This is a genomic window from Mycolicibacterium pyrenivorans, from assembly GCF_025821625.1.
GTDB lineage: Bacteria > Actinomycetota > Actinomycetes > Mycobacteriales > Mycobacteriaceae > Mycobacterium > Mycobacterium pyrenivorans.
In genome coordinates, this window is record NZ_JACKSH010000143.1 from 1 (window position 1) to 19,677 (window position 19,677).

Consider the following 19,677-nt stretch of genomic DNA (forward strand, 5'->3'; position numbering starts at 1 on the left):
GTCACACCCCCAAACGGGAAAAAGAGGACGCAACCCAAAACAAAAACAACAACAAACAAAAACCACCAAACACACTATTGAGTTCTCAAACAACACACCCCATTCGGCCGCGCAACCAACCCGCGGCTTGAAGCCGCTTGCTCGTAATGCGGACGATCAGGAACCCACCGAAGTGGCGCTTCCTGCTGGAGGCCGCCGCGCTCTCCGGGTTTTGGCCCGTGTCGCGGCGACTCCGATAAGTTACGCCAGGGATAACTCTGAGTCAAATGGCCTGCTAGAGCGTGTCTTCCGATTCGCACCCAGCGCGCGCACCCCTCGGTGCGTCAACTCCTGGAAGGCTCAACGCCGGGCTTCCTGGTTTTGTTCCTGTGCGCGGACAAAAGCTCCTGACCAGTCAGAACGGCCCGACAGTCACTCCACCCGCTCGACGCCCGCGATGTTCCGCTTCCCCCGGCGGAGCACCAGCCACTTGCCGTGAAGGTAGTCCGACGGTTGGGGGACCCAGTCATCTGTGGCGATCTTCACGTTGTTGACCGACACTCCGCCCTCGGCGAGCGTCCGGCGCGCGGCTCCCTTGCTTGCGGACAACCCGCTGGCGACGAGCAGGTCGATGATCGAGTCCGGAGCCCCAGGGGCCAGCGCGGCCACTGATGCCTCCCGCAGCGCCGCGGCCAACGTCGCTTCGTCGAGCTCACTGAGCTCACCGCGCCCGAACAGCGCCTGGCTCGCGTGCTCCACCGAAGCCGTCGCCGCCTCCCCGTGCACGAGTGTGGTGAGTTCCCGTGCCAGGCGCCGTTGCGCAGCCCGTTCATGGGGACGGTCTGCGGTGGCCTGTTCGAGTTCGGCCAGCTCGTCTGCGGACAGGAAGGTGAACCAGCGCAGGTACGGGACGACGTCCGCGTCGGCGGTGTTGATGAAGTACTGGTACCAGGCGTAGGGGCTGGTCATCGCCGGGTCCAGCCACAGGCTGCCCCCGCCGGTGGACTTGCCGAACTTCTTGCCCTCGGAGTCGGTCACCAACGGCGTGGTGAGGGCGTGCACCGTGGCCCCGGTCTTCTGCCGGACCAGTCGGACGCCGGCGATGATGTTGCCCCATTGATCGGAGCCGCCGACCTGAAGCGTGCACCCGTACCGCTGGTGCAACTCCACGAAGTCGTTGGCCTGCAGCAGCATGTAGCTGAACTCCGTGTAGGAGATCCCCTCACCCTCGAGCCTGCGGCGTACCGTGTCGCGGTCGAGCATCACGTTCACCGAGAAGTGCTTGCCGACGTCGCGGAGGAACTCGATCGCCGAGAGCTCACTGGTCCAGGACAGATTGTTGGCGACCACGGCACCGGTCGGCGACTCGTCGAACTCCACGAAGCGCTCCAACTGACCCCGGATGCGGCCGGCCCAGTCGGCCACGATGTCGGCGGTCTGCAAGGTGCGTTCGCCGACGTCACGCGGGTCGCCGATCATCCCGGTGGCGCCACCGGCGAGCACGATCGGTCGGTGCCCGGCCTGCTGGAAACGCCGCAGCGTGAGCAGGGGGATGAGGTGCCCGGCATGCAGGCTCGGTGCCGTCGGGTCGAATCCGGAGTAGACGGTCAGCGGGCCGTGGTCCAGCGCTTCGGCCAACGCGTCGCGGTCGGTGGACTGCGCGATGAGCCCCCGCCACTCCAGTTCGTCGAGGATCGGGGTCGCCATCGGCATTGCAGAAGACGTTGCAGAAGCTCCAGAAGACGCAGAAGTCACAGGTTTCGATCTTTCCGTACTAGTCGCTGTCGCCGGGAGCCGGTGCCCGCGGGCTGCGCCGATACGCCGACACCGCGGGGTGGCCCGCCAGCCACATCCGCCATGGACGGTCGGCGGCCTTGCTCACGCCGACCCGCGGCCCTTTGAGGCCGACGCGTTCGTCCGTCAGCGCCAGCCGGACCGGTGACGCCGCATCGAAGAGATCGATCCCGTTGTCGCCCATCGCGATCCCGAGGGCAGAGCACAGATTGCCCGGGCCACGTGCCAAGGCCGTCTGGCGGACCAGCTCACCTCTGCGGGCACGCGCGGTCGCCACGCCGGACTCGATCTCCGCGGCGCGGAGCAGAACCGCGCCCGCCACCCCGTCGGTCGCACACACGACGTTGGCGCATACGTGGATACCGTGACTGCGGTAGGTGTAGAGCAATCCGGGCGGCCCGAACATCACCGCGTTGCGCAGCCCCGGGCCGCGGTAGGAATGCGCGGCGGCGTCCGGCCAGGGGCCGGCCTCGGGCCCGCCATAGGCCTCCACCTCGACGATCACCGCATCGACTCCCCGCCCGGTCAGTACCGCGCCCAGCAGCAACTGCGCCGCGGCCAGCGGGTCGACCGCCAGGCGCTCGGTCGACACGTCAGCGCCCGAACACACCGGAGAGGGCGTCGGCGGCGACACCGTAGGCGATCTCCTCCTCCTCCGGGTGCACGCCGGGGAAGGAGTAGAACCCGTGAGGCATGCCGTTGGGAAAGTACTCGAAGGCAGTGCCGCCGGCGGCTCGGATGCGCCGGGCGAACTCGCGCGCGGAATCGACGATCGGATCGTGGGTTCCCGCGACGACGACCGCCGTCGGATAGCCGGCCAGGTCGCCTTCGATCGGGCTGACCCACGGGTGGTCCCAGGGCGCAGGACCCACGTACGCCCCCCGGATGAACCCGGCGAAGGCCACGCGGGTCGGGTCGGCCCCGATATATCCGCTACGAACGGGCGCGATCATCAGGTCGCGCAACGCCACCGGCCTGCGGTTGTTGGCGATCACCCGGTACATCGGCATGGCGGGGTCGTCCGGATCGATGTAGCTCAGCCCGTCGATCGTCACAGGTGCGGTGACGTCCACCATCCCCGCTGGGATGGCGCGCAACGATTCTCGGACCATCGCCGACATCCTACGGGCGGCGTGCCGCCCCGCTATTGACGTGAGCTCTCCGAAGCCGGAGTATTCAACTCGTGATGACTTCATCTCGCGATGAATTAACGAGGGCGGTGTCTCCCGCCGCCGTGGAGGTGAACAACCTGCGGGTCGTGCGGGGCGGGCGGGTGGCGGTCGACAACGTCACCGTCCAGGTGGCTGCCGGCGCGATCACCGGTCTGCTGGGTCCGTCGGGGTGCGGCAAGACCACGCTCATGCGCAGCATCGTCGGAACACAGATCGTGGCCGGCGGGTCGGTGACCGTGTTGGGCAGACCTGCCGGCTCCCCCGAACTGCGCCACCGGGTGGGCTACGTCACCCAGGATCCCACGATCTACCCCGACCTGCGGGTCGTCGACAACGTGCGCTACTTCGCGGCACTGTGCGGTAACGACACCCGGGACGTCGACGAGGCGATCTTCGCCGTCGGCCTGGACGACCATCGAAAGGCGTTGGCCGTCAACCTGTCCGGCGGACAGCGCACCAGGGTTTCGCTGGCCTGCGCGCTCGTCGCCCACCCCGACCTGCTGGTCCTCGACGAACCGACCGTCGGGCTCGACCCGGTTCTGCGGGTGGACCTGTGGGAGCGGTTCGGCCGGCTGGCCCGCAACGGCACCACCCTGCTGGTGTCCAGCCACGTCATGGATGAAGCGGAGCACTGCGAGGACCTGTTGCTGATGCGCGACGGGCAGGTTCTGGCCCACAGCACACCGAACCGACTGCGAGAGGACACCGGATGTCAGTCACTGGAGGAAGCGTTTCTGTCCGTCATCCGGCGCGGCACCGAAGCAACGACGGGCTGAACGCGCTCAGCCCCCGCGCGTACCTCGCGACGACGGTCCGGATCCTGCGCCAGCTCGCCACCGATCACCGCAGCGTCGCGATGATTCTGGTCGTGCCGAGCCTGGTCATCGCGCTGATGTACTTCATGTTTGCCGACGTGCCCCAGCGTCCCGGCGGCCCGTCGCCGTTCAACAACGCCTGCCTGATCATGCTCGGCGTGTTTCCGCTGATCGTGATGTTCCTGATCACCTCGATCACCATGCAGCGAGAACGCGTCTCCGGGACCCTGGAGCGGATCCTGACCACGCCCCTGCGCAAACTCGACCTGCTCGCCGCCTACGGCACCGCGTTCTCGATCGCGGCGGCCGCGCAGGCCACCCTGGCGTGTGTGGTGTCGTTCTGGTTCCTCGGGCTGGACACCGCGGGCAATCCCGGGTGGGTGATCCTCATCGCCATCGTCAACGCCGTCCTCGGCGTGGGCCTCGGCCTGTTGTGCAGCGCCTTTGCGCGCACCGAGTTCCAGGCCGTCCAGTTCATGCCGCTGGTCATCGCGCCCCAATTGCTGCTCTGCGGAATCATCGTTCCGCGCGCCCAACTCCCCGACTGGCTGCAGTGGATCAGCAACGCGCTGCCCGCCAGCTACGCTCTTGAGGCACTGCAGCAGGTCGGTGCGCACCCGGAGTTGACGTTCGTGGCGGTGCGGGACATCGCGGTCGTCGTCGGGTTCGCCGTGGTGTCACTGGGACTGGCCGCGGCGACCCTACGACGAAGGACACCCTAGACACCTTGACGACCACTCCGGACCGCAAACGTCCCGGGCGACCGCCGGGGGCATCGGACACTCGCGATCGAATCCTCTCGTGCGCACGTGAGCTGTTCGCGCGCAACGGAATCGACAACACCTCGATCCGGGCGATCGCCGCCGATGCCGGGGTGGACCCCGCCCTGGTGCATCACTACTTCGGCACCAAGACGCAGCTCTTCGCTGCGGCGATCCACATCCCGATCGACCCCATGACGATCATCGGCCCGCTGCGCGAGGTCCCGGTCGACCAGATCGGTCGGGTGCTGCCGTCGCTGCTGCTGCCGCTGTGGGACTCCGAGCTGGGCAAGGGGTTCATCGCCACCCTGCGGTCGATCCTGGGCGGTAGCAACGACGTCTCGCTGTTCCGGGCCTTCCTGCAGGAGGTGATCACCGCGGAGGTCGGCAGCCGCGTGGACGATCCGCCGGGCAGCGGGCGGGTGCGGGTGCAGTTCGTGGTCTCGCAGTTGGTCGGGATCGTGATGGCCCGCTACATCCTGGAGCTCGAACCGTTCAAGTCGCTTCCGGTGGAGCAGATCGTCGACACGGTGGCGCCGAACCTGCAGCGCTATCTGACCGGCGAACTACCGCGGATGTCCTAGGACTGGCCCCCAGCGACCAACCGCTGGTGCTCGTCGTCGTCGACGGCGACGGCCTCGTCGATCAGCAGCACCGGAATGCCGTCATCGATGCGGTACTTGCGGCGCAACCGCGGGTTGTAGAGGTGACCGTCGACGAGGAGCAGCGGGCCGCGATCGGCCGGGCACACCAGGATGGACAGCAGTTGGGCGTCCAAAACGTCTTCCGACACCGACGCTCGTTAACGGCCGGGCATCTGGAAGATCGGCGCGTCGTCCTGGATCATCGGGTTGTTCGGACCCCAGGACGGGCCCATCGGTGCGTGGGGGCTGCCCGGGGTGGCAACGGGCGGAGCGGCCTGAGCGGGCGCCTGGGCGCCTCGCTGCGCGAACTGCTTGCGCTGGTCGACCAACGTCGCCTGCAGCGCCTCGACCAGGGGTGTCTGGTTGGGCCGCGCATCGAGAGCCGCGCGCAACGCCAACGCATTGGGCACCGAAGGCCGAATCCCCTTCGCGCGCAGGTTCATCACCTGCTCGATCAGCTTCGATACCTGTCCGCCGCCGGCGCCCGTCTGGTACTCCTGCGAGATGATCATCAGAACCTGATCCGGCGACACGCGCGTCGGCTGGGCCGGCGTCTCCGACGAGTCGGCCGGCTGCGCCGATGCCGCCGGTACGGACACAGCTGCGAGTCCGCCGACCACTGCGGCGCACGCGAGCGCGGACGCGACGGAGCGGCGCCGGATGTGTGGGGACATCGATCCTCCTCGTGGACAGCAAGCCAGCGCGAGCCTAACAGTGCCGCCGCCCCCGGGCATCACTACCGACTGCCGGCGATCTCGCTGCGCACCGCAACGGTCAAGCGCTTGTACCGATGGGTATCGGGGTCGCGGTACCAGGCGTTACGGGACGCCTTCGGCACCCCCCGTTCCTGCAGCGGGGCTGCCAGTGGGCGATATGTCGCGGTGAGGGTCATGTCGGGCGCGACGTGCACGATGTCCGGGGCGTTGCCCACCGGCAGCTCGGCCAGCGCCTCGGACAGGTCGGCCGACGGGACGCTGCCACCCGGACGCAGGGCCAGTGCCGTCACCGCCAGGGTTTCCCCGTTGGCCTGGACGCCGTAGGTGACGGCCATGTCGACGGCACCCAGCCGTCCGACCGCGTCGTTGATCGCCGCTGCGAACACCGGACCCCGCGCGGTGTGGATGACCGTGTCGCGGTTGTCGACCAGCCAGTAATCGCCGTCCTCGTCGCGGCGGAACAGATACTCGGTGGACACCCACGTGTCGGCGGGGGCGAAGACCCCCCGCTTGACCGAGGCCAGCGGATCGACCGGACCACGGGGATGCGCCAGCAGCACGCCGACCTCGTCGGCCTCGGCGACCCGAACGAACCCACGGTCGTCCTCGAGGATCAGGTCGTGCTCGGGGTCGTAGGCGGCCAGCGCGATCTCGCCGCCACCGGGAAGCGGTCGGCCCTTGCTGCCGATCTTGGCGCCCGCGACGTTGGCCAGCACGGCCTGCCCGTCCGTGGTGGCGAAGAACTCGACCACCTGAGCGGGCTCGAACACGTCCAGGACCCGCTTCCACAGACCTGCAGGCATGCCGGACCCGATGAAGAGCCGGACGGGATGGCTGCCTGCCGGTGAGAACGCCGGGTCGTCGATCACGTCACGCAGCATCGCCCAGGTGTAGGACACCACGGTGACGCCGTATTGACGGATCTCCTGGAGGAAACGGTCCGGGCGCGGCCCGCGCGACAGTGCGATGCGCGCACCGCCGACGACGGCGCCGCCGAGACTGACGAGCAGGCCCGACTGATGGTGCAGCGGGGTGAGGCAGTAGACCGTGTCGCTGCGGCTGAGGTTGGCGGCCGAGGCGGTGCCGAAGGCCGACAGTGCCCACCGGTAGTTGGTGATCTGGCGGGCGATGAGCTCGCCGCTGATCGTGCTGAAGCCGATGAACGCCAGGTCACGCGCCAGCCCCGGGTTCGGCCGGTACCAGCCGGGCAGGTCGACCTGCTCGGGGTCGATCTTCTCCATGTCGACCACCGACGCCCCATCGGAGTCGTCGGTCAGGTGCAGGTCGCGGGCCTCGCCGCCGCCGAGCACCAGGACGCGCATGTCGAGACCGCGTGCCACATCGAGGTTGCTGGGGTCGGCGATGATCTCCGACACTCCCCCGAGCCGGGCCGCTGTGGCCAGGTCGGCGTCGGGCGGCATGAGCACGGCGACCGCACCGAGGCGCGAGAGCGCCGCGATGGCGACCAGCGCGCTGGGCCTGGTCTCCATGAGCACCCCGACGCGCGCACCCTGCCGTACTCCGACCCCGATGAGACCGCGAACGACGTTGTTGATGCGCCGATCGACGGCCTCGTAGGTGTGCACGCGCCCGTCGAAGAGCAGTGCCTCGCCGTGAGGTGCGTCCCGCGCCTGCTCGGACATGATCCGGCCCAGCGAGATCCTGGTGTGGTCGTTGACCTGGCCCAGGCGGGCCAGCCGCGGCAGGGTCCGTGCCGTCTCCACCGCGAGGGTGCGTGCCGACTTGTTCGCGGCGACGAACGCACCTGCCGCCGATCGCGCCAGGCTGAACGCCATCTCCGTCGCGGCCGCTGAGCTGTGGGCCAGCCGGGAACTCAGCGAGACGCCACTCTCGGTGGTCGCTGCCGGCTGCAGCGGCATCGGCGACACCCCTTCGGGCATGTCCCCGCCGCCATCGAGCCAGCGCACCCACGCCCCCACCGCGGGCCAGGTCTGGGTCGCCGCCTTCGAACCGACGACGAGACCGAAATGCCCTGCGCGGATGAGGAATTCGTACACATCAGCCTGCGGGGCCGCCCTCTTGATGCCGCGCACCGACGCCGGCTGGCCGATGTCGTCGACCTCACCGATGACGGCGAGCACCGGGCAGTCGATGTCGGACAGTGTCACCAGGTCGCCGCGGATCGAGAAGCCGCCGGTCATCATCCGGTTGTGCGCGATGAACTGCTTGAGCAGCTCGGAGATCGCCGGACCGGACCAGGCGATCCAACCCTCGGAGGCCAGGAACCGGCGTTGTTGCTCGCGCGCCAACAGCGCCTCCCGGTCGTGCAGCTGGCGCAGGAAATCCAGTCGCGACTGGGCGGTCTTGATTGGGTCGAGCATCTGGAAGCCGGTCCGTGCCAGCCAGCCGGGGATGTCGATCCGGCTGAACACGTGATCGGCCATGAAGTCGGCAGCCGCGGGCGCCAGGCTGGCCGGCAGGTTCATCGGCAACGCCGCGAGCGTGTCGACGGGCGCCCCGAAGCCGATGATGCTCGCCAGATCCTTGGACCGACGGAAGGCGGCCGTCTGATACGCGAACATCCCGCCCTGTGAGTAGCCGGCGAGGTGGACGTCGCGGCCCGTGACGATCTTGACGGTGTCGATGGCCTCACTCAGCGCGACGACGTGGTCGGCGAGGTTGCGTTGCATCCCGCCCTCGACCTTGTCGGGAGAGCCGAAATCGATCACCCAGGGATCGATCCCGGCCTTGTGCAAGATGCCGACGGCACCCTCGTCCCGGGTGACGTCCCACATGTCGGCCGACATCATCATCGGGTGCACCATCAGAACCGGAGGCCCGGCGGGCTTGGCGCCGGGACGGCTGTCAGGCGGGAAGTAGCGGCGCAGCCGGTACATCGGCACGCTCTCGATGATCTGGAACGGCGACGGAACAGCGCCCGTCTCCAGGCCGCCGTAGCGAAGTACTTCCAGTCCGTTCTGGGCGGTGGCGACGATGCGCCCCACGGGCCCGGTGATCGTCGAGAGGTCCACCAACGCACGCTCCCCTATCGCCAGACATCCTTTTCTGATCCGCCGCCTGCCGACGACATCATGGCACAGGCCGCGCCTATCATCGGCGCCTGATGGCAAACCTGATAAACCTCGAACGGGCAACGGTCGGCTACGGCACCCGCACGTTGCTCGACGCCGTCAGCCTCGGGGTCGAGGAGGGCGACGCGATCGGTGTGGTCGGCCGCAACGGCGACGGTAAGACCACGCTTCTGAAAGTGCTGACCGGTGTGCAGGATCCGGACTCGGGCCGGGCCACCCACACCGCGGGCCTGTCAGTGGGTTATCTGCGCCAGGCCGACGACTTCCCCGTCGGGGCCACGGTGCGCACGGTGATCGTCGAGGGCAGGCCCGATCACGTCTGGGCGGCCGAACCCGACACCCGCGCGGTCGTCGAGCACCTGTTGGCAGGGCTCGACCTCGACGCCGAGGTGATCGGTCTGTCCGGCGGTGAGCGCCGCCGTGTCGCGCTGGCCGAGGTCCTACTCGCCGGGCACGACGCGCTGGTGCTCGACGAGCCCACCAACCATCTGGACGTGGAGGTGATCGGCCGGCTGGCCGGGCACCTGAGCTCACGTCCGGCGCGTGCCCTCGTGGTCGTCAGCCACGACCGCTGGTTCCTCGACGCGGTGTGCACCAGCACCTGGGAGGTCCACGACGGTGTCGTCGACGCCTATGACGGCGGGTACGCGGCGTACGTGCTGGCCCGCTCGGAGCGCATGCGGGTTGCCGCGGGCACGGAGGCGCGGCGCAGGAACCTGATGCGCAAGGAGTTGGCCTGGCTGCGGCGCGGCCCACCCGCGCGCACATCGAAACCGAAGTTCCGAATCCAGGCCGCCAACGAGCTGATCGCCAACGAGCCGCCGCCACGGGATTCCCTTGTCCTGCAACGCTTTGCGACCGCACGGCTCGGCAAGGACGTCTTCGACCTGCACCGGGTGCGCCTCCAGGTCGGCGACCCGCCGCGCGCGCTGCTCGACGGCGTCGACTGGTCGATCGGGCCGGGCGCCCGGATCGGGCTGGTCGGTGTCAACGGCACCGGAAAGACGTCGGTGCTGCGGCTGTTGGCCGGCGAGTTGCCGCCCGCCGCGGGCACCGTCAAGCGGGGCCTGACACTGCGGATCGGTCACCTGAGCCAGGCTCTGAAGGAGATCGACGGCGCGGAGCGGGTCATCGACGCGGTCGAGGGTCGCCGCAGGATCGCCGAATTGGCCGGCGGCCGGGAGATCACCGCGGACACGCTGCTGAAGGACTTCGGGTTCGTCGGCGACAAGCTGACCACCCGCATCGACGAGCTGTCCGGCGGTGAGCGTCGCCGACTGCAGTTCCTGCGGCTGTTGCTCGACGAGCCCAACGTGTTGCTGCTCGACGAACCCACCAACGATCTGGACATCGACACCCTCACCGTCATCGAGGATTACCTCGACGGCTGGCCCGGCACGCTGATCGTCGTGACGCACGACCGGTACTTCCTGGAGCGGGTCACCGACGTGACCTATGCGCTCACCGGTGACGGTCGCTGCGATCTGCTGCCCGGCGGCATCGAGCAGTACCTCGCCGACCGCGCCGCGGCCGACACCGCGACGTCATCCAAACCGGCGCCGGCGCGCAGCGAGACCGCCGCGGCCCGGGAACGCCGCACCGGCAAGGAGATGGCGCGCATCGAGAACCAGCTCGCCAAGCTCGACGACCGGATCGCCTCGCTGCACGAGTCGATGGCGCAGGCCGCCGCCGATCATGTCCGCGCCGGAGAGCTCAACGCGGAGCTCAGCGAGTTGCTCGCCCGCAAGGACTCCCTGGAAGAGGCCTGGCTCGCCGCCGCCGAGGACAGCTGATGACCTGTGCTTGCCGCCGTCGACGACCCGTCAGCGCCGGAGCCGGATCCGCAACGTGTCGGCTGCTTCGCGCACCGCGCCGAGTTGCCTGGCGACCTGCACCGGGGCGGTGCCGCCGTGCGCATCGCGGGAGTTCACCGAGCCCTCGACGGTGAGCACATCGCGGACCTCGGGCGTCAGCTCGGGGTGGATGCCGGCCAGCTCGGCGTCGGCCAGTTCCTCGAGCCCCACGCCGCGGGCCTCGGCCGCCCGCACCGCCGCCCCGGCGGCCTCGTGGGCCACCCGGAACGGCACTCCACGGCGGACCAGCCACTCGGCGACGTCGGTGGCCAGGGTGTAGCCGAGCGGCGCGAGCTCGGCCATCCTGTCCACGTCGAAGCGCAGGGTGCCGACGAGACCGGCCATCGCGGGCAGCAGCATCTCCAGCTGCGCCACCGAGTCGAACAGCGGTTCCTTGTCTTCCTGCAGATCGCGGTTGTAGGCGAGCGGCTGCGCCTTGAGGGTGGCCAGCAACCCGGTCAGGTTGCCGATCAACCGGCCGGACTTGCCGCGGGCAAGCTCGGCGATGTCGGGGTTCTTCTTCTGCGGCATGATCGAGCTGCCCGTCGACCAGGCGTCGTGCAACGTCGCGTAGCCGAATTCGGTGGTGCTCCAGAGGATGATGTCCTCGGCCAGCCGGGACAGATCCACGCCGATCATGGTCAGCACGAACGCCGCCTCGGCGGCGAAGTCCCGCGACGCGGTGGCATCGACGGAGTTCTCCGCGGCGGTGTCGAAACCCAGTTCCTCGGCGATGGCATCGGGATCGAGGCCGAGCGAGGAACCTGCGAGCGCACCCGAGCCGTAGGGCGACACCGCGGCACGCTTGTCGAAGTCGACGAGCCGTTCGACGTCACGCAGCAGCGGGTGGGCGTGAGCGAGCAGGTGGTGCGCCAGCAGGATCGGCTGCGCGGACTGCAGATGGGTCTTGCCGGGAAGGATCGCGGTCGGGTGCGCGGCGGCCTGGGTGGTCAACGCTCCCACGACCTCGAGCACGCCGTCGGCGACACGGCGGATCGCGTCGCGCAGCCAGAGCCGAAACAGCGTGGCCACCTGGTCGTTTCGCGAGCGTCCGGCCCGCAGTCGGCCGCCGAGTTCGGCACCGACACGGTCGATGAGCCCGCGCTCCAGCGCGCCGTGGACATCCTCGTCGCTTACCAGCGGCCCGAAACTGCCGTCCTCGACGTCGGAGCCCAGGCTGTCCAGACCGGCGAGCAGGGCGTCACGCTGCTCCTCGGTGAGCAGCCCGGCCTGGAACAGCACGCGGGCATGGGCTTTGGAGGCGACGACGTCGTAGGGCGCGAGCACCCAGTCGAAGTGCGTCGACTTGCTCAGCGCTGCCAGTGCGTCCGACGGGCCGTCGGCGAACCGGCCACCCCACAGGGACCCTTCGTTTGTGCTCATGCTCAACGTCCAGCCAGGTCCCGCCGCGCCGACAGGCTCGACGACAGGCCGTGCACGTGTACGAACCCCTTGGCTGAGGACTGGTCGAACGTGTCGCCCTCGCCGTAGGTGGCGAGGTTGAAGTCGTACAGCGACTCCGCGCTGCGGCGACCGTTGACCGCGATGTGCCCGCCGTGCAGCACCAGCCGGATCTCCCCGGTGACGTGCTCCTGCGTCTTGGCCACGAACGACTCGAGAGCGGTCTTCAGCGGCGAGTACCAGAGGCCGTCGTAGACCAGTTCACCCCACTTCTGGTCGGTGTTGCGCTTGAACCGGCCGAGTTCGCGCTCCAGCGTGACGTGCTCGAGTTCGGTGTGGGCGGTGATGAGCACCATCGCCCCCGGGGCCTCGTAGATCTCGCGGCTCTTGATGCCGACCAGGCGGTCCTCGACGACGTCGAGCCGGCCCACTCCCTGCGCGCCCGCGCGCTGGTTGAGTTGTTCGATGGCCTGCAGAACGGACACCGGGTTGCCGTCGATGGAGACCGGCACACCACGCTCGAAGCCGACGACCACCTCGTCGGGGCTGCTCCAGTTGATCGTCGGATCCTCGGTGTAGTCGTACACATCCTTGGTCGGGGCGTTCCACAGGTGCTCCAGAAAGCCGGTCTCCACGGCCCGGCCCCAGACGTTCTGGTCGATCGAGAACGGCGAACGCTTGGTGACGTTGATCGGGATGGCGTTCTCCTCGGCGAAGGCGATCGCCTTCTCACGGGTCCACGCATAGTCGCGGACCGGGGCGAGCACCTCGAGATCGGGTGCCAGCGAGGCGAATCCGACCTCGAAGCGGACCTGGTCGTTGCCCTTGCCGGTGCAGCCGTGCGCGACGATTCCGCCGCCGTACTCACGGGCGGCGTCGACGAGGTGTTTGACGATCAGCGGCCGGCTCAGGGCGGAGACCAGTGGATAGCGATCCATGTAGAGCGCATTGGACTGGATCGCAGGCAGGCAGTACTGCTCGGCGAACTCGTCGCGGGCGTCGACGACGACGGCTTCCACCGCACCGCAGTCCATCGCGCGCTGCCGGACGACCTCCATGTCCTCACCGCCCTGCCCGAGGTCGATGGCGACCGCGACCACCTCACGCCCGGTCTCCTTGCCGATCCAGCTGATCGCCACCGAGGTGTCGAGTCCGCCGGAATAGGCCAGGATGACGCGTTCGGACATAACGAAACTCCTTCTTGTGGGGCAAATTCAGGTTCGGGAAAGGTTCTCGACGGTGGCGGCGAGTTCGGCGCCGGTCATCGGTTCGCGAGCGATCACCAGGATGGTGTCGTCACCGGCGACGGTGCCGACCACGTACGGCAGCGCCGCACGGTCGATGGCGCTGGCCAGGTAGTGCGCCGCGCCGGGCGGCGTGCGCAGCACGGCGAGGTTCCCGCTGGCGTCGGTGGACACCAGCAGGTCCACCAGGAGCCGCGACACGCGTTCGGTGCCTCCGGTGACGCCGCGCACCGGGCTGCCGTCCTCGGGGACCACGTAGACGCCGACACCGCCGTCGGCGCCCCGCAGTTTGACCGCGCCGAGTTCTTCGAGGTCGCGCGACAACGTCGCCTGCGTGACGTCGATGCCCTCGTCGGCCAGCAGCGCCGCCAACTCGCTCTGGCTGTGCACCGACTGTGCCGAGAGCAGGGCGATGATCCTCGCCTGCCGGCCGGCGCGGGTCGCGGCGCTGGTCACGGCGAACCCTGCTCGAGCAGCCACACCAGCAGTGCCTTCTGCGCGTGCAGGCGGTTCTCCGCCTCGTCCCACACCGCGCTGCGCGGGCCGTCGATCACCTCGTCGGTGATCTCATGCCCGCGGTGGGCCGGAAGGCAGTGCAGCACAACGACATCGGAATCGGCGTGGTCCAGCATCGCGGCGTTGACCTGGAACGGCCGGAACGGCCGCACCCGGTCGAGGCCGTCGTTCTCCTGGCCCATCGACGTCCAGGTGTCGGTCACCAGCACGTCCGCCCCGGCGGCCGCCTGAAGCGGATCGGCTGTCAGCGTCACAATGGCGCCGGTCTGATGGGCGCGGGTCTCGGCGGCGGCCACGAACATCGGATGAGGTTCGAAGCCGCGCGGGGCGGCGATCGTGACGTGGATGCCCGCGGTGACCCCACCCAGCATCAACGAGTGCGCCATGTTGTTGGCCCCGTCGCCGAAGTAGGCCAGCCGCAGCCCCTTCAGGGAGCCCTTGCGTTCCGCCAGGGTCTGCAGGTCCGCGAGCACCTGGCACGGGTGGAACTCGTCGGACAGGGCGTTGACGATCGGCACGGTCGCGCCGGAGCCCATGGCGGTCAGCCGTTCCTGGGCGAAGGTCCGCCACACGATGGCGTCGACGTACCGCGACAGCACCTGGCCGGTGTCCTCCAACGTTTCCTCGCGGCCCAGTTGGGTGCTGCGGCCGTCGACCACCACGGCATGTCCGCCGAGTTGCGCGATGCCCATCTCGAACGAGAACCGGGTCCGCGTCGAGTTCTTCTCGAAGATCACCGCGACCCCACGCGGGCCTTCGAGCGGCCGTCGGCTGAACGGGGCCGCCTTCAGCTCCGCCGCCAGCGCCAGGACCTCGGCCTGCTCCTCGGGGGTCAGGTCGTCGTCGCGAAGGAAGTGCCGGGTCATCAGGCCTCCACCTCGGTGCTCGCCCGGTCCAGGATCGCCGGTAGCGCGGACACGAACGCCTCGACCTGCGCCTCGGTGATGACCAACGGCGGGGCCAGCCTGACGACGTCCGGTGCGGCGGCGTTGACCAGGAAACCGGCGTCGCGCGCGGCAATCTCGACGCGCTTGGCCGCCTCGGCGGTGAGCACGATGCCGAGCAGCAGGCCACGACCACGCACGTGGTCGACGAGGGGATGGCCGAGTGCTTCGGTGCCGTGGACGATCGTCTTGCCCAGCACGTCGGCGCGTTCGATCAGGTGCTCGTCGGCGAGCACACCGAGGACCGCCAACGCGGCCGCCGTGCAGATCGGGTTGCCCCCGAACGTACTGCCGTGCAACCCCGGGGTGAGCAGGTCGGCCGTCGCGCCGACCGCGAGACACGCCCCGATCGGCAGTCCGCCGCCGAGCCCTTTGGCCAGGGTGACGACGTCGGGGGTGATCCCGTCGTGCTGATGGGCATAGAAAGCTCCAGTGCGCCCGATCCCGGTCTGCACTTCGTCGAGCACCAACAGGGCGCCGTGCGCGGCGGTGATCTCCCGTGCCGCCACCAGGTAGCCGGCGGGCGGGACGACGACGCCGCCCTCCCCCATGATCGGCTCGAGGACGACCGCGGCGGTCTCGTCGTCGACCACGCGCGCAAGCTCTTCGATGTCCCCGTAAGGCACGTGGGTGACGTCGCCGGGCAGCGGGGCGAACGGTGCCTGCTTGGACGGCTGACCGGTCAGCGCGAGCGAACCCATCGTGCGCCCGTGGAACGCCCCTTGGGCGGCAATGAGTTTCGTGCGGCCCGTCAGCCGGGTGATCTTGAACGCCACCTCGTTTGCCTCGGTTCCCGAGTTGCAGAAGAACACCCGGGCCTGCGCACCGAGGAGCCCGACGAGGGCTTCGGCCAGCGCCACACCGGGCTCGGTCGCATACAGGTTGGAGGTGTGCCCCAGTGTGTTCATCTGGCGGGTCACCGCGTCGATGACCGCGGGATGGCGGTGTCCCAGCACGTTGACGGCGATCCCACCGAGCAGGTCGACGTAAGACTTGCCGTCGACATCGGTGACCACCGCTCCGTCACCACTGGCCAGCGCCAGCGGCGGGGTGCCGTAGTTGTTCATCATCACCGCCGACCACCGGTCCAGCAGCGGCGCGTTCTCGGTCACAGGCTCACCACCTTCGTGCCTGCCCCTTCGTCGGTGAACAGTTCGACCAGCACGCAGTGCTCCACCCGGCCGTCGATGACGTGCGCGCTCGGCACTCCGCCGCCGACCGCGCGCAGGCACGCTTCGATCTTGGGCACCATGCCCTCCTCCAGGGTGGGAAGCAGTTGGGTCAGTGCGGCGACGTCGATCTCACTGACCAGCGAGCCGCGGTCGGGCCAGTTCGTGTACAGACCCTCGACATCGGTGAGCATCAGCAGCTTCTCGGCACCGAGGGCCTCGGCCAGCGCGGCGGCGGCGGTGTCGGCGTTGATGTTGTAGACCAGGCCGTCGGTGTCGGGGGCGATCGTCGACACGACCGGGATGCGGCCGGCGTCGATGAGATCCAGCACGGCATCGGTGTTGACCCGCGCGACATCGCCCACGAGCCCGATGTCGGTGGCCACCCCCTCGACCAGCACGGTGCGACGCACAGCGGTGAACAGGTGTGCATCCTCCCCGGTGATACCGACGGCGTAGGGACCGTGTGCGTTGATGAGGTTCACCAGTTCCCGGCCGACCTGACCGAAGAGCACCATGCGGGCGACGTCGAGCACCTCGGGCGTGGTGACGCGAAAGCCGCCCCTGAAATCGCCTGCGATGCCCAGCTTCTTGAGCATGGCGGAGATCTGGGGGCCGCCTCCGTGAACCACGACCGGGTGGATACCGCAGTTGCGCAGGAACACCATGTCCGCGGCGAACGCCACCTTCAGCGTGTCGTCGGTCATCGCGTTGCCGCCGTATTTCACCACGATGATCTTGCCGTGCAGCGCCTTGAGCCACGGCAGTGCGCCGGCGAGCACCTGTGCCTTGTCGTACGTCGTCGGGCTCACGAGCTGTAGGCCGAGTTCTCTTCGACGTAGGCGTGCGAGAGGTCGGTGGTGCGGACCTCGGCCGACGCCGTTCCGACCCCCAGATCGACGGTGACCGCGATGTCCTCGCCCGACAGATCGACCTCTCTCGCACCGGGTGCGCCGACGCTGTCGACACATACCGGGAAACCGTTGAAGGACACCGTGATCCGGTCTGCGTCGAGCGTCACCGGGGCCATCCCGACGGCCGCCAGCACACGCCCCCAGTTCGCGTCCGACCCGAACAGCGCCGTCTTGACCAGGCTGTCACGGGCCACCACCCGCGCGGCGGTGAGCGCGTCGTCCTCGGTGGCCGCGCCGGTGACCGCGACGACGATCCGCTTGGTGACGCCCTCGGCGTCGGCCTGCAGCTGTGCGCACAGGTCGTCGCACACCTTCAGCACGGCGTCGTCGAGTTCGTCCTGGCTCGGGGTGATCTCGCTGGCGCCCGACGACAGCAGCAGCACCGTGTCGTTGGTGGAGCAGCTGCCGTCGATGTCGAGCCGGTCGAACGTGCGGGAGACGGCATGCCGCAGTGCCTGTTGCAGCGCTGCGGTGTCGGCGACGGCGTCGGTGGTGATGACGCTGAGCATGGTCGCCAGCGACGGTGCCAGCATGCCCGCCCCCTTGGCCATCCCGCCGACCGTCCACTTGTCCTGATGGTGCAGCGCAACCTGTTTGGGCACCGTGTCGGTGGTCATGATGGCCCGCGCGGCCTCCTCACCGCCGGTGAGGCCACCCGCCATCTCGTGCACTATCTCGCGGACGCCGGCCAGCACCCTGTCCATCGGCAGGCGGTCGCCGATCAGACCGGTCGAGCACACGGCGACCTCGATCGCACCGGTCTCGGTACCCCAGTCCGACAACGCGGTCGCGACGGTCTCGGCGGTGGCGTGGGTGTCCTGGAATCCCGCCGGGCCGGTGCAGGCGTTGGCGCCGCCGGAGTTGAGGACGACCGCGCGCAGCCGTCCCGTGGTCAGCACCTGTTGGGACCACAACACCGGCGCGGCTTTCACCTTGTTGCGGGTGAACACCCCCGCGGCGGCGTAGTCGGGTCCCTCGTTGAACACCAGGGCGAGGTCCAGCGCACCGGAAGCCTTGATACCTGCGGCGATTCCGGTCGCCCGGAAACCGGCGGGTGCGGTGACACCCTGGGTGCGCAGCAACCGGGTCACGGCGCCACCCCCACCGTCGAGAGTCCGTCGGTCTCAGACCAGCCCAGCGCGAGGTTCATCGATTGCACAGCCGCTCCCGCGGTACCTTTCACGAGGTTGTCGATGGCGGCGATCGCGATGAACGTCTGGGCGTCCTCGTCGACCGCGACGGCGAGTTGGGCGGCGTTGCTTCCGATCACCGCTCCCGTCTTCGGCAGCTGACCGTCGGGCAGCAGGTATACGAAAGGCTCGCTTTCGTAGGCCTTCTCGTAGGCTGCACGCAGCTGCGACACCGGTGCGGCAGTACGCCCCGTGCAGGTGGCCAGGATGCCGCGCGAGGTGGGGATCAGGACCGGGGTGAACGACACCGTGACGTCGCCCGAGCTGACGGCACGCAGCCCCTGCGCCATCTCGGGGGTGTGCCGGTGTTTACCGCCGATGTTGTACGCGCGTGCCGAGCCGATGACCTCGGCGCCCAGCAGATCCACCTTCGCCGCGCGGCCCGCACCTGAGGTGCCGCTGACGGCGACCACGGTGACCGCGGGTTCGATGAGCCCCTCGGCCAGGGCGGGCCACAGCGCGAGCAGTACGGCGGTGGGATAGCAGCCGGGTACGGCGACCCGCTTGGCGCCGCGAAGCCGGTCACGGCCGCCGGGCAGCTCGGGCAGTCCGTAGGGCCAGCTGCCGGCATGGTCGGATCCGTAGAAGCGCTCCCAGTCGGCGGGTTCGGTGAGCCGGAAGTCGGCGCCGCAGTCGATGATGAGCGTGTCGGGTCCGAGCTGGTCGGCCAGCGCCGCGGAGTGTCCGTGGGGCAGGCCGAGGAACACGACGTCGTGGCCGGCGAGGACGTCGACCTCGGTGGGTTCCAACGTCCGGCCTGCCAACGGGAGCAGGTGCGGGTGATGCTCGGCCAGCGTGGTGCCTGCGCTCGCCGCCGCCGTCAAGGCGCCGATCGTCAGCCTGCCTGCGGCGTAGGCGGGATGACCGAGGAGCAACCGCAGGATCTCTCCCCCGGCATAACCGCTGGCACCGGCGACCGCGACGGATGTCATGCAGCGATGATGCATGGTTATGCAGAAAGATGCAAACTCATTATCCGCGGGTGGGTCAGCCGCGCTGAGTGCCGTCCCGGGCGTCGAAGGCCTCGTGGAAGGCGACCGTCCCGGTGGGGGTCTCCTCGGCCGCCGTCAGCACCAGAACGTTCTCCGGCGGCACCCCCGGCATCACCAGCGACGGGCTGGCACCGGTGAACCCGAACCTGCGGTAGTAGTCGGGGTCACCCACCACCACGCAGCCTCGCGCGCCGATCTCGCGTAGTCGCTCGAAGGCCGCGCGCACGAGCGCGGTACCGATGCCGCGGCGCTGAAGGTCCGGCCGCACCGACAGAGGGCCACCGCCATACCAGCCGAGATCGGCGCGACCTTCGATGGCCACCGGCGACAGGGCCACATGGCCGACGACCTCGCCTGCGCCATCGACCGCGACCAACGAGAGGGTGAGGGCGCCGGCAGCCCGAAGCGCGTCGATCACCGCCGCCTCCGTCTGGTGGCTCTGCGGCACGCCGGCGAAGGCGGCCTCGGTGAGCGCGCGGATCGCGGCGACGTCGGATTCGCGTTCGTCGCGGATGATCAT

19 protein-coding genes are annotated in these 19,677 nt (G+C 69.1%); 4 read left to right on the top strand and 15 right to left on the bottom strand.

Annotated features, from left to right (window positions below):
* Positions 1-411: 411 nt before the first annotated feature.
* From tyrS to H7I57_RS16645, 3 genes are all read right to left on the bottom strand, one after another.
* Positions 412-1,686, bottom strand: coding sequence for a tyrosine--tRNA ligase (tyrS, locus tag H7I57_RS16635; RefSeq protein WP_264024736.1), 1,275 nt, complete (start codon positions 1,684-1,686; stop codon positions 412-414).
* 67 nt (positions 1,687-1,753) lie between these two features.
* Positions 1,754-2,365, bottom strand: a complete 612-nt coding sequence (locus H7I57_RS16640; RefSeq protein WP_264024738.1) for a DNA-3-methyladenine glycosylase — start codon at positions 2,363-2,365, stop codon at positions 1,754-1,756.
* Position 2,366: 1 nt separating this feature from the next.
* A complete protein-coding gene (locus tag H7I57_RS16645) occupies positions 2,367-2,885 on the bottom strand; it encodes an alpha/beta hydrolase fold domain-containing protein (protein ID WP_264024740.1) in 519 nt (172 codons plus the stop codon).
* A gap of 71 nt (positions 2,886-2,956) precedes the next feature.
* Between H7I57_RS16645 and H7I57_RS16650 the strand changes: the two genes are divergently transcribed.
* Genes H7I57_RS16650 through H7I57_RS16660 form a run of 3 tightly spaced genes read left to right on the top strand, consistent with a single transcriptional unit; the run spans position 2,957 to position 5,105 of the window.
* Positions 2,957-3,721, top strand: coding sequence for an ABC transporter ATP-binding protein (locus H7I57_RS16650; RefSeq protein ID WP_264024742.1), 765 nt, complete (start codon positions 2,957-2,959; stop codon positions 3,719-3,721).
* On the top strand, positions 3,655-4,482 hold the full coding sequence (locus tag H7I57_RS16655) for an ABC transporter permease (protein WP_264024743.1): 828 nt from the start codon (positions 3,655-3,657) through the stop codon (positions 4,480-4,482). Before H7I57_RS16650 ends, H7I57_RS16655 begins: the two co-directional genes overlap by 67 nt.
* A 5-nt stretch (positions 4,483-4,487) precedes the next feature.
* Positions 4,488-5,105 carry a TetR/AcrR family transcriptional regulator gene (locus H7I57_RS16660; RefSeq protein ID WP_264024745.1) on the top strand — a complete coding sequence of 206 codons (618 nt, stop codon included), beginning with the start codon at positions 4,488-4,490 and terminating at the stop codon, positions 5,103-5,105.
* On the opposite strand, the gene H7I57_RS16665 is transcribed toward H7I57_RS16660, so the two are convergent.
* The 3 genes from H7I57_RS16665 to H7I57_RS16675 all read right to left on the bottom strand — a co-directional run bounded on the left by H7I57_RS16665 (position 5,102) and on the right by H7I57_RS16675 (position 8,874).
* Positions 5,102-5,314, bottom strand: a complete 213-nt coding sequence (locus tag H7I57_RS16665; protein ID WP_264024746.1) for a Trm112 family protein — start codon at positions 5,312-5,314, stop codon at positions 5,102-5,104. The two genes, H7I57_RS16660 and H7I57_RS16665, sit on opposite strands and share 4 nt — an antisense overlap.
* Before the next feature lie 9 nt (positions 5,315-5,323).
* A complete protein-coding gene (locus H7I57_RS16670) occupies positions 5,324-5,839 on the bottom strand; it encodes a hypothetical protein (RefSeq protein ID WP_264024748.1) in 516 nt (171 codons plus the stop codon).
* A 62-nt stretch (positions 5,840-5,901) separates the two neighbouring features.
* The gene (locus H7I57_RS16675; protein WP_264024749.1) at positions 5,902-8,874 is read right to left on the bottom strand and encodes an acyl-CoA synthetase; all 2,973 of its coding nucleotides are present in this window, start codon (positions 8,872-8,874) and stop codon (positions 5,902-5,904) included.
* Positions 8,875-8,966: 92 nt separating this feature from the next.
* Here H7I57_RS16675 and H7I57_RS16680 point away from each other — a divergent pair, with 92 nt between their 5' ends.
* Positions 8,967-10,727, top strand: a complete 1,761-nt coding sequence (locus tag H7I57_RS16680; RefSeq protein WP_264024750.1) for an ABC-F family ATP-binding cassette domain-containing protein — start codon at positions 8,967-8,969, stop codon at positions 10,725-10,727.
* Positions 10,728-10,757: 30 nt separating this feature from the next.
* On the opposite strand, the gene argH is transcribed toward H7I57_RS16680, so the two are convergent.
* From argH to H7I57_RS16725, 9 genes are read right to left on the bottom strand one after another with little or no spacing between them, the layout of a single operon-like run.
* A complete protein-coding gene (gene argH / locus H7I57_RS16685) occupies positions 10,758-12,170 on the bottom strand; it encodes an argininosuccinate lyase (RefSeq protein WP_264024752.1) in 1,413 nt (470 codons plus the stop codon).
* Between the two features lie 2 nt (positions 12,171-12,172).
* Positions 12,173-13,375: an argininosuccinate synthase gene (locus H7I57_RS16690; protein WP_264024753.1), complete on the bottom strand. Its 1,203-nt coding sequence runs from the start codon at positions 13,373-13,375 to the stop codon at positions 12,173-12,175.
* Positions 13,376-13,402: 27 nt separating this feature from the next.
* The gene (locus H7I57_RS16695) at positions 13,403-13,888 is read right to left on the bottom strand and encodes an arginine repressor (RefSeq protein ID WP_264024754.1); all 486 of its coding nucleotides are present in this window, start codon (positions 13,886-13,888) and stop codon (positions 13,403-13,405) included.
* A complete protein-coding gene (argF, locus tag H7I57_RS16700) occupies positions 13,885-14,814 on the bottom strand; it encodes an ornithine carbamoyltransferase (RefSeq protein WP_264024756.1) in 930 nt (309 codons plus the stop codon). The genes H7I57_RS16695 and argF overlap by 4 nt, the downstream gene beginning before the upstream one ends.
* Positions 14,814-16,004, bottom strand: coding sequence for an acetylornithine transaminase (locus H7I57_RS16705; protein WP_264024758.1), 1,191 nt, complete (start codon positions 16,002-16,004; stop codon positions 14,814-14,816). The genes argF and H7I57_RS16705 overlap by 1 nt, the downstream gene beginning before the upstream one ends.
* Positions 16,001-16,873 (bottom strand): acetylglutamate kinase, encoded by an 873-nt coding sequence (argB, locus tag H7I57_RS16710; RefSeq protein WP_264024759.1) that lies wholly within the window; start codon positions 16,871-16,873, stop codon positions 16,001-16,003. Before argB ends, H7I57_RS16705 begins: the two co-directional genes overlap by 4 nt.
* Positions 16,870-18,066 carry a bifunctional glutamate N-acetyltransferase/amino-acid acetyltransferase ArgJ gene (gene argJ / locus H7I57_RS16715; RefSeq protein WP_264024760.1) on the bottom strand — a complete coding sequence of 399 codons (1,197 nt, stop codon included), beginning with the start codon at positions 18,064-18,066 and terminating at the stop codon, positions 16,870-16,872. Before argJ ends, argB begins: the two co-directional genes overlap by 4 nt.
* Complete coding sequence (gene argC / locus H7I57_RS16720; protein WP_372510246.1) at positions 18,063-19,097, bottom strand: N-acetyl-gamma-glutamyl-phosphate reductase; 1,035 nt, start codon at positions 19,095-19,097, stop codon at positions 18,063-18,065. The genes argJ and argC overlap by 4 nt, the downstream gene beginning before the upstream one ends.
* A 55-nt stretch (positions 19,098-19,152) precedes the next feature.
* On the bottom strand, positions 19,153-19,677 hold the full coding sequence (locus H7I57_RS16725) for a GNAT family N-acetyltransferase (RefSeq protein WP_264024762.1): 525 nt from the start codon (positions 19,675-19,677) through the stop codon (positions 19,153-19,155).

What these genes read in the sequence shown, in the direction of transcription:
- H7I57_RS16655 (WP_264024743.1), top strand. Translation starts at nt 3,655, where the DNA reads ATGTCAGTCACTGGAGGAAGCGTTTCTGTCCGTCATCCGGCGCGGCAC.
- H7I57_RS16680 (WP_264024750.1), top strand. Translation starts at nt 8,967, where the DNA reads ATGGCAAACCTGATAAACCTCGAACGGGCAACGGTCGGCTACGGCACC.
- H7I57_RS16690 (WP_264024753.1), bottom strand. Translation starts at nt 13,375, where the DNA reads ATGTCCGAACGCGTCATCCTGGCCTATTCCGGCGGACTCGACACCTCG.
- tyrS (WP_264024736.1), bottom strand. Translation starts at nt 1,686, where the DNA reads ATGGCGACCCCGATCCTCGACGAACTGGAGTGGCGGGGGCTCATCGCG.
- argF (WP_264024756.1), bottom strand. Translation starts at nt 14,814, where the DNA reads ATGACCCGGCACTTCCTTCGCGACGACGACCTGACCCCCGAGGAGCAG.
- argH (WP_264024752.1), bottom strand. Translation starts at nt 12,170, where the DNA reads ATGAGCACAAACGAAGGGTCCCTGTGGGGTGGCCGGTTCGCCGACGGC.
- H7I57_RS16725 (WP_264024762.1), bottom strand. Translation starts at nt 19,677, where the DNA reads ATGATCATCCGCGACGAACGCGAATCCGACGTCGCCGCGATCCGCGCG.
- argC (WP_372510246.1), bottom strand. Translation starts at nt 19,097, where the DNA reads ATGACATCCGTCGCGGTCGCCGGTGCCAGCGGTTATGCCGGGGGAGAG.
- H7I57_RS16670 (WP_264024748.1), bottom strand. Translation starts at nt 5,839, where the DNA reads ATGTCCCCACACATCCGGCGCCGCTCCGTCGCGTCCGCGCTCGCGTGC.
- H7I57_RS16645 (WP_264024740.1), bottom strand. Translation starts at nt 2,885, where the DNA reads ATGGTCCGAGAATCGTTGCGCGCCATCCCAGCGGGGATGGTGGACGTC.